Origin of the sequence: Paenibacillus sp. IHBB 10380, from assembly GCF_000949425.1 — a bacterium.
GTDB lineage: Bacteria > Bacillota > Bacilli > Paenibacillales > Paenibacillaceae > Paenibacillus_AQ.
Genome location: NZ_CP010976.1, coordinates 4,202,763 through 4,216,706, shown reverse-complemented (window position 1 = coordinate 4,216,706; position 13,944 = coordinate 4,202,763). Strand labels below are relative to the sequence as shown.

General features: G+C 39.9%; 11 protein-coding genes and 3 pseudogenes. 8 read left to right on the top strand and 6 right to left on the bottom strand.

All coding sequences use genetic code 11. The features are described 5' to 3' along the window. Positions 1 to 40: 40 nt before the first annotated feature. A pseudogene (locus tag UB51_RS29470) lies at positions 41 to 132 on the top strand (TnsA endonuclease N-terminal domain-containing protein); the annotation flags it as partial. A gap of 112 nt (positions 133 to 244) precedes the next feature. Here UB51_RS29470 and UB51_RS19130 read toward each other — a convergent pair. Both UB51_RS19130 and UB51_RS19125 read right to left on the bottom strand, forming a co-directional pair. Continuing rightward, entirely contained in the window at positions 245 to 1,621 is a 1,377-nt protein-coding gene (locus UB51_RS19130) for an alpha/beta hydrolase family protein (RefSeq protein WP_445322336.1), read from the bottom strand. Positions 1,622 to 1,643: 22 nt separating this feature from the next. After that, positions 1,644 to 2,228 (bottom strand): LysE family transporter, encoded by a 585-nt coding sequence (locus UB51_RS19125; protein WP_044878657.1) that lies wholly within the window; start codon positions 2,226 to 2,228, stop codon positions 1,644 to 1,646. A gap of 114 nt (positions 2,229 to 2,342) precedes the next feature. On the opposite strand from UB51_RS19125, the gene UB51_RS19120 reads away from it, so the two are divergent. Then, on the top strand, positions 2,343 to 2,897 hold the full coding sequence (locus tag UB51_RS19120; protein WP_044878656.1) for a helix-turn-helix domain-containing protein: 555 nt from the start codon (positions 2,343 to 2,345) through the stop codon (positions 2,895 to 2,897). Positions 2,898 to 3,152: 255 nt separating this feature from the next. Here UB51_RS19120 and UB51_RS19115 read toward each other — a convergent pair whose 3' ends face one another. After that, on the bottom strand, positions 3,153 to 3,734 hold the full coding sequence (locus tag UB51_RS19115) for a TetR/AcrR family transcriptional regulator (protein WP_044878655.1): 582 nt from the start codon (positions 3,732 to 3,734) through the stop codon (positions 3,153 to 3,155). 397 nt (positions 3,735 to 4,131) lie between these two features. Here UB51_RS19115 and UB51_RS19110 point away from each other — a divergent pair, with 397 nt between their 5' ends. The 3 genes from UB51_RS19110 (at position 4,132) to UB51_RS19100 (ending at position 7,394) form a co-directional block, all read left to right on the top strand. Next, positions 4,132 to 5,301 (top strand): MFS transporter, encoded by a 1,170-nt coding sequence (locus tag UB51_RS19110; protein WP_445322384.1) that lies wholly within the window; start codon positions 4,132 to 4,134, stop codon positions 5,299 to 5,301. A gap of 29 nt (positions 5,302 to 5,330) precedes the next feature. Beyond that, positions 5,331 to 6,392 (top strand): LLM class flavin-dependent oxidoreductase, encoded by a 1,062-nt coding sequence (locus UB51_RS19105; RefSeq protein ID WP_044878654.1) that lies wholly within the window; start codon positions 5,331 to 5,333, stop codon positions 6,390 to 6,392. Positions 6,393 to 6,455: 63 nt separating this feature from the next. Beyond that, positions 6,456 to 7,394, top strand: a complete 939-nt coding sequence (locus UB51_RS19100) for an alpha/beta hydrolase (RefSeq protein WP_044878653.1) — start codon at positions 6,456 to 6,458, stop codon at positions 7,392 to 7,394. A 139-nt stretch (positions 7,395 to 7,533) separates the two neighbouring features. Here the strand turns inward: UB51_RS19100 and nagA are convergent, their stop codons facing one another. Together nagA and UB51_RS19090 are read right to left on the bottom strand one after the other, a co-directional pair. After that, positions 7,534 to 8,676 (bottom strand): N-acetylglucosamine-6-phosphate deacetylase, encoded by a 1,143-nt coding sequence (gene nagA / locus UB51_RS19095; protein WP_044878652.1) that lies wholly within the window; start codon positions 8,674 to 8,676, stop codon positions 7,534 to 7,536. Positions 8,677 to 8,703: 27 nt separating this feature from the next. Then, positions 8,704 to 9,489, bottom strand: coding sequence for a DeoR/GlpR family DNA-binding transcription regulator (locus UB51_RS19090; protein ID WP_199924949.1), 786 nt, complete (start codon positions 9,487 to 9,489; stop codon positions 8,704 to 8,706). Positions 9,490 to 10,448: 959 nt separating this feature from the next. Here UB51_RS19090 and UB51_RS19080 point away from each other — a divergent pair. The 3 genes and pseudogenes from UB51_RS19080 to UB51_RS27325 form a co-directional block, all read left to right on the top strand. Next, complete coding sequence (locus UB51_RS19080; protein ID WP_044878649.1) at positions 10,449 to 11,210, top strand: isocitrate lyase/PEP mutase family protein; 762 nt, start codon at positions 10,449 to 10,451, stop codon at positions 11,208 to 11,210. A gap of 17 nt (positions 11,211 to 11,227) precedes the next feature. Continuing rightward, positions 11,228 to 12,288: pseudogene (locus UB51_RS19075) on the top strand (bifunctional transcriptional activator/DNA repair enzyme AdaA). 207 nt (positions 12,289 to 12,495) lie between these two features. Next, positions 12,496 to 13,053 (top strand): annotated as a pseudogene (locus UB51_RS27325) (transposase); the annotation flags it as partial. Positions 13,054 to 13,084: 31 nt separating this feature from the next. Here UB51_RS27325 and UB51_RS19070 read toward each other — a convergent pair. Next, entirely contained in the window at positions 13,085 to 13,846 is a 762-nt protein-coding gene (locus UB51_RS19070) for a MerR family transcriptional regulator (RefSeq protein ID WP_044878648.1), read from the bottom strand. Positions 13,847 to 13,944: the final 98 nt, after the last annotated feature.

Sequence of the window (13,944 nt, the reverse complement as noted above, 5' to 3'; positions counted from 1 at the left end):
TTGTGTTGGACGAAAAAGAACATCTAAAGTTGAATAGTGGATTAAGTAAGGTCGTGGTCAGGAGTCGGGGCAGACTACCAACCGTGGTTAAAAATTCAAGATGTTTCCTCATTAGGTCGGTCAACGAGATTAAGCAAAGCTTGTGGGTGTAGAAGGTTTGCCAGATCATCGTTGTATCGTATTTTTCGGAAATCTCTAAGAAAAAGGTTGCTGACGAGTGTTTGTGCTCATCAACAACCTTCTTTTAGTGCTTGCTTAAGTTAATTTCAGGATGATTCTTCTGAATTTCTTCTAATTTATTTTCATTTGTCCCTTTTAAATGTATATCAAAGAAGCCAAGCGCCATTTCATTAATCAGTTTATAAATCGCATTCACATCTGCCCCTGATTCATTAATGATTGGTGAAACGGCTGCTAAATCCGTAAAGCTACCATGATTCGTTTTTGGAATAATCGTTGTGTAAACACCAGGCTTTTCAACTGTTTTATTTCTTAAATAGGATTCTTCAAACAATTCATCACGATTACCTGCTTCTTGACCATGTGCTTCATTCATAAATTTAATTGAAGCCTCAGCATTCATCAGCATGAATGGCTTTCCGGGACCATTTTGCGGCATAGGATCTCCATACAATCCGCCATCCATATCAATTGCTGCTTTAATTCGATCATCCTTCACTAACATTTGTACAGAAGTTGCACCCCCAAAAGAGTGACCTAGCATACCAATTTTGTCATAATCAATTAACTCCGCAATTGGTTTGAAATTGTTATCAAAATCCCCTTTAATGACTTCATCTAAAACAAAAGAAGCATCCTGCTCCCAAAGCTTGATACGATTGTTCAAGAATGTAATCGTATTTTCAATCGGTGTAGAATCAACACGGTCTCCATTTGGGAAAACAGTTGTTGCCGCATCCCCTGTAAAGTTAAGAGCTACTACAACATAACCCTGACTCGCTAATTCCTCTAGTTGGAATGTGTTCTGGCGACTATAACTCATCCCATGCGCAAATAAAAGAAGTGGAAATTTGTCTTTTACTTTTACCGGTGTTGCATCTTTATAAGAATGTGTTTCTGTCAATCCTAAGTGTGTTGTGGATATATGTGGAAATCCCTGTGTGACTGATAATTGTTCAGTTAATGCATCTATATTTTCAAAGTAAGGAGAAGGTTTGCTGGTCCCTTTTTCAGCTGGATAATAAACCTGTACCATCAACTTACGATTCACTTGACTATTCGGCACAACAAATTCTTTTCGTTTTTGATCAACTAGATGAAATGCTTGAGTCCCTACCGTATACTCTCCTGTCGGCTCTGGGAATGCCATGATTGGAAAAAGCTTCGGTAATGTAAACATTACAATAGCAGCTACAACAATCCCTGTACCTTTTAAAATTTTCATACCTGATTTTTTTGAAACAACGGTGTTTTTCAGCTTCACAAAAACTTGCAATGTTAAAACTAGTGTTACAATATATGGAGGTATCATGCGCCAGTTTGCACCGATTGCTATGATTGTTGCTAATAAAAATACATAATTGACTGCTAAAATGATTAAATTATTTTTTGTTAGACCACGTTGTCTGAAAACTAATAAAATGATCGAGAGTATCAACACAGCTGGCTTTCTACTCTGTACTCTATTTTACAAGAATTGAAAAAGCGCTATATACTAATAAAACTGCCATAATGATATTAAACTGTTGCCTATATTGTAATAAGAGATTTTGAAAAATCGATCCAAATAAACCCCAACTAAATGTACTCATTACACCAACCATTCCTAAAAATAACGAGAATAGAAGGTAGCTGAAATATGAAGCATAATAGGGGAATATATAGGTTGCTACTACTGTAATCCCAAACAGAATACCTTTCGGATTAACAAATTGTAACAAGATCCCTATGAAGAAAAAGTTTCTATTATCTTCATCATTTCCACCGTCATTATCTTTACTGGTAAGTATTTTAAAAGCCAAATATAACATATAACCCACACCAAAAAGGGTCAAAGGAAATTCAATTATTGGCATAACACTTGTAAGTATGATATTAAAAAAACTACACAATAATGTGATCACGAAAAAGCCGACACCGGCACCTAAACAAAATTTAATTGTTTTTTTTAATCCATGTTTATTCGCAAACGTCATTGCCATGATGTTGTTGGGACCTGGAGTAAAACTGGTAATAAAAACAAATAGTAAAAATGAAAATAAAGGCATTTTCGGATCTCCTTTTTACGATGTATGTTATAATGTCCGAAATAGACAATATAACGTTGTGCTTTTTATTATACACAATGGTCGTTATATTGTACATCATATAGGAGTGAGTTTATGGAGGAAATTCATCTTATTCTTGCAAGAAATTTAAAAGCTCTCAGAGAGAAAGAAAAATTAAGTTTGGAAAAGGTTTCTCAATTAAGTGGAGTAAGCAAAACGATGATAGGGCAAATTGAAAGAGGAGAGTCAAGTCCAAGTCTTACAACGATTTGGAAAATAGCTAATGGATTAAAGATTTCCTTTACTTCCCTAATAAATAATCCTCAGCCTGATACTAAAGTTGTTTTAAGAAATGAAATTCAAGTATTGTCTGAGGACAATGGAAGGTATAGAGTATATCCCTACTTTCCTTTCCAAGAGGATAGATGCTTTGAAATTTACTCTGTTGAAATTGAAAAAGAGGGGATATTAAGCTCTGATTCCCATAGAGAGGGAACGGAGGAGTTTATCACTATTTTTGATGGAGAAATAACTATTCGTGTCAGTGAATGTGAATATAAATTAAAAAGTGGAGATTCAATCAGATTTAGGGCTGATAGACCTCACACCTATTATAATTCTGGAGAAACATTAACCCGATTAAGTATGACGATATATTATCCAAGCTAACGAATGCGGGCTATAGTCGAAAAAGATTTAAATTACCTTATTATCTCTATACAGGTGTTGTAAAAAGCAAATAAAGTTGTATCAAAGCCGAGCAGACTCAGGATTATTTCCCGAGATTTGCTCGGCTTTTTTCATACATAAAATCAGGGAAAGACAGGGGAATCCTCGATTATTTCTCCATTGCTGGTCCCCAAATACCCATAAATGAATGACCCAGTAGTGATGCCCATTCGTTTATATTGAACTTAGTCTGAATTACTTAAGCAATGTAAGAGTCGCTTTTATCGAATTATCAACAAATGATCGCTGTGGACGAGACTTCAACATTACGGTTAGTCCTATTAACGCTATGATTAGCGCCTGTGCTAAAGACTTTGCGTCTGTATGGGTTTCGAGCTCACCTGATTGTATCCCTCGTTCTATCGTTTCCTGAAAAATGACAGCTAGGTACATTTGATGTTCCCTTGTCAGAATTTCAAATTTCTCATCATGAGGCGCAAGTTCGACCATTGTATTGATGCAAAAGCAGCCCCGACTACGATCTTCTGCATATTCCTCAGCAACCACATTATCAAAAAAAGTGGAAAATGCTTCTTTTACAGATGAATGGCTTTGAAGTCTAGTTCGTACATCGGAAGCACGGGACATCGTGTATTTACGCAGCGCGGCTTCGAACAATTCTTTTTTGTCTCCAAAGGCAGAGTATATACTAGGGCGTTGAATGCCCATTCTGGAAGTTAAATCGCTTAATGAGGTAGCCTCATATCCCTTCTCCCAAAATAGTTGCATAGCTGCATCTAATACTTTTTCTTCGTCAAATTCGCGGGTTCTTGCCATTATGAATACCTCTCTTTTCTTCATTGCTCAATGATTCCGATTGTAGGTAACTGCCGATTGCCGCTTATTTGTACCAAACAGTATATTATAATTTTATAATTTGCCGTTTGCTTTGTCAAATGTAGGTTGGTTTATCCTAATAAGAGAAGATGGAATAGTAAATTATAACGAGTGAAATCAAATATTATTGTTGACAGCAAGAGTAACCGTGAGATATATTTACTGGGAATTATAACATACCGATCGGTACAGTATAATGTTGAGCATCTAAAATGAATGGAGGTAAGGTGTGCAAAAAATGGAAGAGGTTATAGAAAAAGTAGCAGTCAATGCCGATATAAAGGCGAATTCGTCACAGGTGACGCTGATCACGTCTGATTCAGGTCATCATGCTTCTATGTCTCGCTATGTGACCCTATTGTTTGCGGCTGCCTGCGGGATGTCAGTCGCCAATATCTACTTCGCACAGCCACTACTCGATAAGCTGTCGATTGAGTTTGGTATTGGCCATTCCATCATTGGCATTGTTATTACGGTTACGCAGATCTTTTATGGATTGGGACTGCTGCTGCTGGTGCCGCTTGGAGATTTGCTGAACCAGCGCCGCTTGATTATCGGTCAGATGTTATTATCCATAATAGCTCTGGTTATCGTTGGAACTGCCTCCACCAGCATGGTGCTATTCGCAGGTATGGCCTTGGTGGGACTGCTTGCCGTTGTGACACAGACCCTTGTTGCGTTCGCGGCGAATATGGCTGCCCCTGCGGAGCGAGGGCGCGTCGTTGGCATTGTAACAAGCGGGATTGTAATAGGCATACTTCTTGCGCGGTCCATTGCAGGAGTATTAACGGATCTTGCGGGTTGGCGTTCCGTATATCTAGTCTCTGCTGCGCTGATGCTTTTTATGGTTTGTATGTTTATTAGGGTGTTGCCCAATGTTGAGCGCGAGGTAAAGTCACTGTCCTATCCTCAGTTGCTTGGATCGGTGCTTATGTTGTTTATACAAGAACGGATGTTACGCATCCGCTCTGTTCTGGCCCTGTTGATTTTTGCTGATTTCAGCATTTTGTGGACTTCACTCGTACTGCCCCTTAGCACGCCGCCATTATCTCTTTCGCACAGTGCAATTGGAGCATTTGGTCTTGTAGGAGTAGCTGGAGCGTTAGCTGCAGCACGAGCGGGGAAGCTGGCTGATCGAGGTTACGGACAGAGAACGACGGGTATTGCTTTGATCCTATTGTTGATTTCATGGTTGTTCATCAGCTATACAGAGCAGTCGTTATTCGCATTAGTTGTTGGTATTGTTCTGCTTGATTTGGCAGTGCAGGCCATACATGTCACTAACCAAACTATGATCCTTCCATTGCGTACGGAGGCACGTAGTCGTCTTACTGCCGGGTACATGGTGTTCTATTCGATCGGCAGTGCTAGCGGTTCAATTGCTTCGACCCAAATGTATGCGCACTATGGCTGGGAAGGAGTATGCTTGCTCGGGGCCTCTGTCAGTGCTTTGGCTCTTCTATTTTGGGTGATGACCAACCGCGCTACGGCTGCGGCATTAAAATAAGAAAAATTTTATAAAAGGAGAGATTACACGTGGAAATAGGTATTACTTCGTTTGTAGAAACAAAGCCGGACGTTAAGACAGGGGAAGTCATAAGTCACGCACAGCGATTGCGTGAAGTTGTCGAGGAAATTGTCCTTGCCGATCAAGTGGGACTTGATGTGTTTGGCGTAGGTGAGCATCATCGGCAGGATTATGCAGCATCCTCACCAGCAGTTGTACTGGCTGCGGCTGCAGCGCAGACGAAACGGATTCGGCTGACTAGCGCAGTGACGGTACTTTCTTCCCTTGATCCTGTGCGCGTTTTTCAGGATTTTGCTACGCTCGACGGCATTTCAAATGGACGTGCGGAGATTATGGCGGGCCGGGGTTCCTTTATCGAATCTTTTCCATTGTTTGGCTATGATTTGAATAACTATGATGAGCTGTTTGAAGAACATTTGGAATTGCTTCTTAAAATACGGGAGTCCGAAAAAGTAACTTGGAAGGGCGGGCATCGGCCAGCGATTAACCATTTGGGCGTGTATCCACGGCCCGTTCAGAATTCTTTACCGATATGGGTTGGCAGCGGGGGCAGACAGGAGTCTGCTATCCGTGCAGGTCTGTTAGGACTGCCACTGATGCTGGCGATCATTGGTGGAAATCCGACGGATTTTGCACCGCTCGTGCAGCTTTATAAGAAAGCAGCAGCGCACGCTGGTCATGACCAATCGCGGCTTAAGGTTGGGTCGCACTCGATAGGATTTGTTGGAGAGAATACTGAACGAGCTGCAGATACATTTTTTCCTGCTACCATGGCAGGTATGAATAGACTCGGCAAGGAGCGGGGCTGGGCGCATTATGATCGTTCTAGCTACGATGCCGCGCGTAGCTTTGAAGGTGCACTGTATGTCGGCGATCCCGAGACTGTTGCTCAGAAGATCATTCACCTTCGTAAAAATGTAGGCGTTACACGCTTTATGCTGTATGTACCGTTAAGCACGATGCCGCATGCCGATGTGATGAGAGCCATTGAGCTGCTAGGAACAGAGGTAGCGCCCCGGGTTCGAGAGGAAATAACCAAGTGGGAAGCTGAGACGGAACAAGGATCATAATTAATTTTTGATTAATAAACCACAATTGATTCGAGAGCACATTTAATTATAGGAGGAATTCACATGGATTTTGAAAGTCGGGTATTGCCTGAATTAAGACCGATAGTAGCACAATTCCCTGGTTTTCAATTAGAGGAAAATTTAGAGTGGAGCAGGAGCTTGTTGTCGAGTCCTCCTATTGAGAAGTCGGAGCACGTAAGCACGACAAGCCGGATGATTCCGGGCGCAGCTGGCGAGATACTGGTCAAAATTTACGAACCCACCCAGCGAACTGGCGCTAATCTTCCGGCTATGCTGTGGATTCACGGGGGAGGTTATGTATTGGGGCACCCTGATATGGACGATGCTTTGTGCGAACGCTTCGTGCAGGCGGCTAAGTGCGTCGTCGTATCGGTCGATTATCGACTTGCTCCCGAGCACCCCTATCCAGCTGCCATCGATGACTGTTATGCCGGTTTGACTTGGATGACGGGCGAAGCTGAGTCGCTGGGCATCGATGTGGATCGGGTCGCGATTGCCGGTGCAAGTGGGGGTGGTGGTCTGACCGCAGCGCTTGCTTTAATGGCTCGCGATAAAGGCGGGCCAGCTCTCATATTCCAAATGCCGCTGTATCCGATGATTGACAACCGCAATATTTCGGCATCGAGCCATGAAATTACAGCCGATAATGCAACCTGGAACCGGACGAACAATTTGGCGGCATGGAGCATGTACTTGGGAGAGGGTACCGACGCCAGCGAGGTATCCCCATATGCGGTGCCGTCGAGAGCGGAAAGCTTGGCGGGGCTGCCGCCGACCTATACTTGCGTAGGCCAGGTCGATCTGTTCCGAGATGAGACAATCGAATATGTGACACGCCTTGCGCAAGCGGGCGTAGACGTCGAATTTCATCTGTATCCCGGCACCTTCCACAGCTTTGAAATGATCGTTCCGCAAGCGGAAGTAAGCCAGCGCGCCAGCCAAAGCTATGTGGACGCGATGGCGAGAGCGCTTAATCCTTAAACAATTAATGGAGCTGTCTCCAAAGGTTTTTGTTCTAAAGAGTCATTATTTAAATAAATGGAATCTCAACCCAAACAGTCCCGATGAAGTGTTCATTCATAGGGACTGTTTGCATTTAGGACTCATGAACTTCGTTCACTCATAGAATTTGACCACCCACCATCGTCCATAGAACTTGAAATTCATCATCCAATAGGACCAGGTCGGCATCGAAACCAGATGAAATTTCCCCCTTTTGTTGAAATCCAAGAATATTGGCCGGGGTAGTTGAAGCCATCTGTACGGCATCTATCAAGGAAATTCCGGTTTCGACAGTATAACGTAATGCTTCATTCATGGTAACTGTACTGGAGGCTAGCGTCCCATCCTCTAGTCTCGCAATGCCACCCTCTACCGTGACATGATGGCCTCCAAATATATAATTCCCATCGCCCATACCCATTGCTTGTAAAGCATCTGTGATTAAGACCATTCCTTCTGGTCCTTTCAAGCTATGCATCAATCGAATGATAGCAGGATGTAGATGGACATTATCCACAATAGCTTGAAGACTAACATGTTTCTCTTCGAAAGCAGCCACGATCAGACCCGGATCTCGATGATGAATCGGTCGCATGCCATTAAAACAATGCGTAACATGACTTGCACCAGCTGTAAAGGCTTGTTTGGCTTCCTCATATGTGGCATCAGAGTGAGCGATCGATATAACTACTCCTTGCTCTTTCAAAAAGGAAATTAAGTCCATTCCTCCCGGTAACTCAGGAGCAATAGTAACCATCTTAATGAGTGAACCTGCTTCCTGAAAAATGATCTTCATTTCTTCTAAGTTGGGATGCCGCAAATACTTTTCATTCTGCATTCCTTTTCGCTTCGGATTCAGGTAAGGACCCTCTAAGTGAATCCCCGCGATCTTTGCTCCCACTTCTTGTCCCATTACACGCTTGACACTACGAATCATTTCTAGAAGATCCTCCATCGTAGAACTAACAGATGTAGCCAGAAATGAGGTGCACCCTGTTGAAGCACAAGCACGTGAAACTTCTTGAATACTCTCTTCAGTACCGTCCATCATATCCAAGCCATTGGCACCGTGGATATGAACATCTATCATCCCTGGTACTAACAAATGCCCTCTACCATCAATCAGTTCATGATCTCCTTCTAGAGTAGGAAGATCACCTGTGTCTATCCTCATGATTTTTCCTTCAGAAATCCACACATTGGCTGTTGGAACGATACTGTTTCGAAGTACCATTTGTACATTATGCAAAATATAATTCATAAAAAATCCTCCTCTTCCCTATGGGTATCAATCTTGCTTTCGAACCTCTTCATGTTCTTCCTGACACTCAATAACAGTGATGTTCTTCTGATCCAGAACTTCTCTTATCTCACTCGGGAGTTCTGCATTTGTAATTAAAATATCAACGAAATCAAAGTCTAACCGATGAATAGACTTCCCGATAAATTTTGTGTGATCAGCCACTACGATAACCTGATCAGATCTTCGGGCCATTTCTTTCTTTACTCGGGCATCTTCTTCATATGGATAATAGAGTCCATCAGACCGGATCGCCGATGCTCCAATAAAGGCTTTATCAGCACGAATTTCACTTAGTTTATCGATAATGGAAGAGCCATATAAAAAACGGTGCTTTACATTCAAGTAACCACCGAGAACATAAATTTGAAGATCCTCACGATTCGATAAGATTCCTACGTTATCAATCGAGTGCGTGACAGCCGTAATATTTTTCGCGCTAATTTGTTCTGCGACAAATTGTACTGTGGTTGATACGTCTAAAATCACAGTCTCATGGTCTTGGATAAGTTTTGCCCCAAATTTGCCTATTCTTTTCTTACTCTCGGACTCATCAATCAAACGATCCTGATAAGATAACATTTCATTCTGTAACTCAGGTAACGATAGCCCCCCATGAGTTCGAATAACAACGCCTTCTTGAACTAATCTAACAATATCCCTTCGTGCAGTATCCCTTGATACTTCAAATTGCGTACAAATATCTGTAACACTCATCGATTGGTGTTGTTTCAAGTATTCGAGTATTTTTAACAATCTGTCCTCTTGATACACAATACATGCACCTCCTTATAAGTAATTATAATTTTTCAAATAAGTATTTGCAAGTATATTTTAATTATATTTAAGTATTTATAAGTGTTATTTCCTGATAGTTCAAGAATGTAACAGTACGTCTAGTACCTACCTCTTACGTGCTACTCATGAATTGTATCAATTCCATTAACAAGTAAGGAAATCGCTGAAAACAAAATTCGATAATTTATAAAAAAATAATGATCAGAAAAATGTAAAAAATCATCTTTTAGGATATCATTATCTTAAAAGGTGATTTTTTTGTCTAAACGGAAGCGGCTTAATCAAATAGAGAAGAAAATCAAAGAAGGAAGAGAAATTGGAAGTGTTTCAGAATATATACCATAGGTATATATTCAGGACGTCTCTTCAAGTGTGGGTAGGTGATTCAGCAATGAATAATAATTTTCTTCTGATAAAAGATTTTAGTAAGTTAACTGGCTTATCACGAAAAGCTTTGTATATATATATGATGAAGAGAATTATTTAATGGCAAAAATTGTAGATCAAACCCTGTTGTATCAAGGGTTTGGTCTTCTTTCATTTTTTTCTTCGATATGCACGATTTTATACATCGTTGATCCAGCAGCCCTTCGGCCTCACAATCAGCATGTTATTTCCTAGATTTTCTGCATAAAATCTTGCATAAAACGATTAAGCAAAGAAGAGAAGAATGATAGAATCATCGTTCCAATGCCTACAAACATATCTAAAACTCCCCAAATAGTCGACATTATAAGTAATACAATACCAAGTCTACTTTCCTTACATTTTAAGAATACATGTATTAACTTCTTCATGAGTGTGTCCTTCTTTATAACCAAAAACGACCGTTTTTGGTATGGAAACTAAAAAAATTGGTGTTAATTTTTCTGGTTTCTAAAATGTAAAGGTTTGTTATTATAACGGTATCAAAAATTGGGAAAGAGGAATTAAAAATGACAAAAAATCAATTTCAAACTTTTAAAGAACTACATTATCAAAAGGATGTGTTATACCTCTTTAATTGTTGGGATGTAATGTCTGCAAAAATTATTGAGGGTAAAGGCGTCAAGGCATTAGCGACTAGTAGTTATGCGATTGCTGATGCCTGGGGATGCGCAGATGGTGAAAAATTACCTTTTGAAAATCTAGTTTGGTTTTCTCAGCAACTAATTCATAATTCTAATGTACCTGTTTCCGTTGATGCAGAAGGATTATATGCAGATTCTCTAGAAACACTCTACTATAATGCTCAATCTCTTTTTACTACAGGTATTTCAGGGATTAATTTTGAAGATAAAAAAAACCGCTCCCATACTTATGAGCTATGGAATGTTAATGAACAAGCAGAAAGGATTCAAATCCTAAAGCATGTTACTACATCTTTAAACACCAATATATTTGTTAATGCAAGAACAGACCTATTTTTTAAAGAAGATAAGCACTCTATTGATTTAGTAAAGGAAGCGCTAAATAGAGCTGAAATCTATGCTGATGCTGGTGCTGACGGTATATTTATCCCAGGGCTAACCAATATAGAGCTGATCGAGGAATTTTCTAGAAATTCTCCTTTACCAGTTAACATCATGCTGAATTCATCTACTAATATCGAGAGTATTAACTGGAAAAATGTTGGTGTAAGCCGGGTAAGCTATGGACCACACTCTTATTTCCAAGCACAAAATATCTTAGAAAATCATCTTACATTTAGTATTTAGGAGGAAGAGCGAAAGTTATGATTAATGACCAAATGACAATAGATACATTTTATACAATGCTAATAGAGAAAAACTCAAACTATGAAGGGACTTTTTATGTAGGAGTTAAAACGACAGGCGTTTTTTGCAGACCAACTTGCCCTGCCAAAAAACCTAAAAAAGAAAACTGTGAATTTTTTAAAACAGCAAAAGAAGCTACATTGGCTTCATACAGGCCTTGTAAAAGATGTCAGCCATTAAATACACCTAGTTCTTTATCCCCTGAAGTAAAAAAATTAGTTGTAGCTATAGAAGAGAACCCTCAAAAAAAATGGACGGATAAAGATTTTAATGACTTATCTATTAGTGCTAACACAGCAAGAAGGCAATTTAAAAAACAATTTGGGATGACTTTTATTGAATATGCTCGAGCCCGCCGTCTTGGTATGGCATTTAATCATATTCGTAATGGTAAACCTTTAATTTACACTCAACTTGATAGTGGATTTGAATCCAGCAATGGATTTCGTGATGCTTTTGTGCGCATAATGGGGGCCGTTCCGAAGAGAAATAAACAAGTAAAACTTTAACGGCAAAGTGGATTGAAACAAAATTAGGTTCGATGATTGCAATAGCCGATGAAGCCGCTCTATATCTTTTGGAGTTCGTTGATAGAAGGGGATTAGAAAAGGAAATTGAAAATATGCGGATAAAACTTTCTGTAGCCATCATACCTGGAACAAATCAAATTCTCCAGCATCTTGAAAATGAACTACAGGAATATTTTGAAGGTACACGCTTTTCCTTTCAAACACCCATTACAGATGAAATTGGATCAAGCTTCCAAATAGAAGTTTGGCGGATACTGAGAAGAATACGCCCGGGAAGTACAATCAGTTATAAAGATTTAGCAATAGAAATAGGAAATCCTAAAGCTTATCGTGCTGTCGCTCGAGCAAATGGAGCAAATCAAATTTCGCTTCTTATTCCTTGTCATAGAGTGATCAATACAAATGGAGATATTGGTGGGTATGGCGGGGGCATTCAAAGAAAGTCTTGGCTGCTTGAGTTAGAGAAAAAATATAACAATATGTTGTAAAGGGAGACAGAAAGCACATGGGAACTAAATACTTACTGTCAGAAGTACAACGAACAGCAGTACGGCAAGAATTCAATAATTCAGGTTCCATTCATTCGCTTCGACTATTTAGGATGTGAAAATAGCCCTTATTTTTCTGCTTTGTATAAAAAAATCAGGGTTTCCCCTTCATAAAAATCCCCCTATCTATTTATTTAACTCCACTGAAGATTTTTGCATACTTTAAGTCTTAGAATTGTATTGCATTTCGAGTCGCTTATTTCACCAACTCGTGTGCGAGTGTTCATCATCGACGATTCTGTGCTGAGCAGAAATCGGAGTAAAAAAGCGGAATTACTGGCACGGGTATTTGACCATTCAATGGGTAAATTCACAAAAGGTTACACCATGCTGACGCTCGGTTGGTCGGACGGGTTTAGCTTCGCTCCGCTTGATTTTGTTATGCTTTCTTCGGCCAAACTGGCCAATCGAATTTGCGAAATGACCTCAAAGATCTCGAAACGCAGCGTCGGGTACAAACGTCGGATGGAGGCTTTCTCTCGGAAGCCTGATGCCGTAATGGCCTTGCTGGAACGGGCGTTAACGGCGGGCTTCACCGCCGATTACGTGCTCATGGACAGCTGGTTTACGCAAGTTCCACTCCTTCGTCAGTTGACTGACAAAGGCCTTTCTGTAATTGGCATGGTCAAGGAAATGAAACAGCGATATCTTATTCAAGGACAGCGAATGACACTACGTGAAGTCTTTCAAAGCCTTCCGAAGTCGAGTTCTCATTTTCATACCTCCAAATCGTTTTTCAGTCACAAATTTTCACTTGTATCTCATAGAGAAGACTATTGTTGCTAAACATAGAAAGATAGGATTTTTCTAGAATTATAATTTCCCCCACATAGGAATACTGATTTTCTTGTATATACTGCTGCAACTTTTTTATTTCTTCTAAAATGTCGTTATCCTCTGTCACTATAAAACTTTTAATAAGGTAATATCCTTGTTCCAACTTCAGATCGGCTGGACGAACGGATTCAAAACAAATGTTTATTCTGTTGTAGTTGTATAAATAATGCAAGTCAGATTCAAATAAATTAGGTAGTTGAAGTCTCTTTTCATAAAGGTTTCTCGCATTTATTTGCTCTTCTTCTCCGAGTTGAATCCATTGTTTCATATGTCGGGTGTCAAAATACTTCATTTGATAATGGTTTTCCGGTTTGTCTTGAGACGCATCGTGTTCTTTAAGAACCTTCTGTATAACGTCCTTAAGGGTAATTAATTGGTCAATTTCAGATTGTATTTCTTTTAAAGTTTTTGTGAAAAGTTGGCTGTAATCATTGGCGGAGTAAGACATCATACATTTTTTAATTTGTTTCACAGATACATTAAGTTTGCGAAGAAGTAAAATTTGAGAAAGTTGATAGATCTCGTTAATCCCATACATACGATATTGGTTCTTGTCTATATAGGCAGGATAGAGTATTTCCTTTTCTTCAAAATAACGTATTTGATGTACGGATACATTCATCAGTTTTGAAATTTCACTAATGGTGATATACTCGTTCATTTGCGACACTCCAATCGAATTATTCATAGGTTTACAATACACCTTAGGTCTGACCTAAGGTCAAGTAAAACATATCAGCCAGATTGAAAAGCAGAGTC

Coding starts and splice junctions, on each gene's coding strand:
- UB51_RS19125 (WP_044878657.1), bottom strand. CDS start 2,228: ATGCCTTTATTTTCATTTTTACTATTTGTTTTTATTACCAGTTTTACT.
- UB51_RS19120 (WP_044878656.1), top strand. CDS start 2,343: ATGGAGGAAATTCATCTTATTCTTGCAAGAAATTTAAAAGCTCTCAGA.
- UB51_RS19115 (WP_044878655.1), bottom strand. CDS start 3,734: ATGGCAAGAACCCGCGAATTTGACGAAGAAAAAGTATTAGATGCAGCT.
- UB51_RS19110 (WP_445322384.1), top strand. CDS start 4,132: ATGTCTCGCTATGTGACCCTATTGTTTGCGGCTGCCTGCGGGATGTCA.
- UB51_RS19100 (WP_044878653.1), top strand. CDS start 6,456: ATGGATTTTGAAAGTCGGGTATTGCCTGAATTAAGACCGATAGTAGCA.
- nagA (WP_044878652.1), bottom strand. CDS start 8,676: ATGAATTATATTTTGCATAATGTACAAATGGTACTTCGAAACAGTATC.
- UB51_RS19080 (WP_044878649.1), top strand. CDS start 10,449: ATGACAAAAAATCAATTTCAAACTTTTAAAGAACTACATTATCAAAAG.
- UB51_RS19070 (WP_044878648.1), bottom strand. CDS start 13,846: ATGAACGAGTATATCACCATTAGTGAAATTTCAAAACTGATGAATGTA.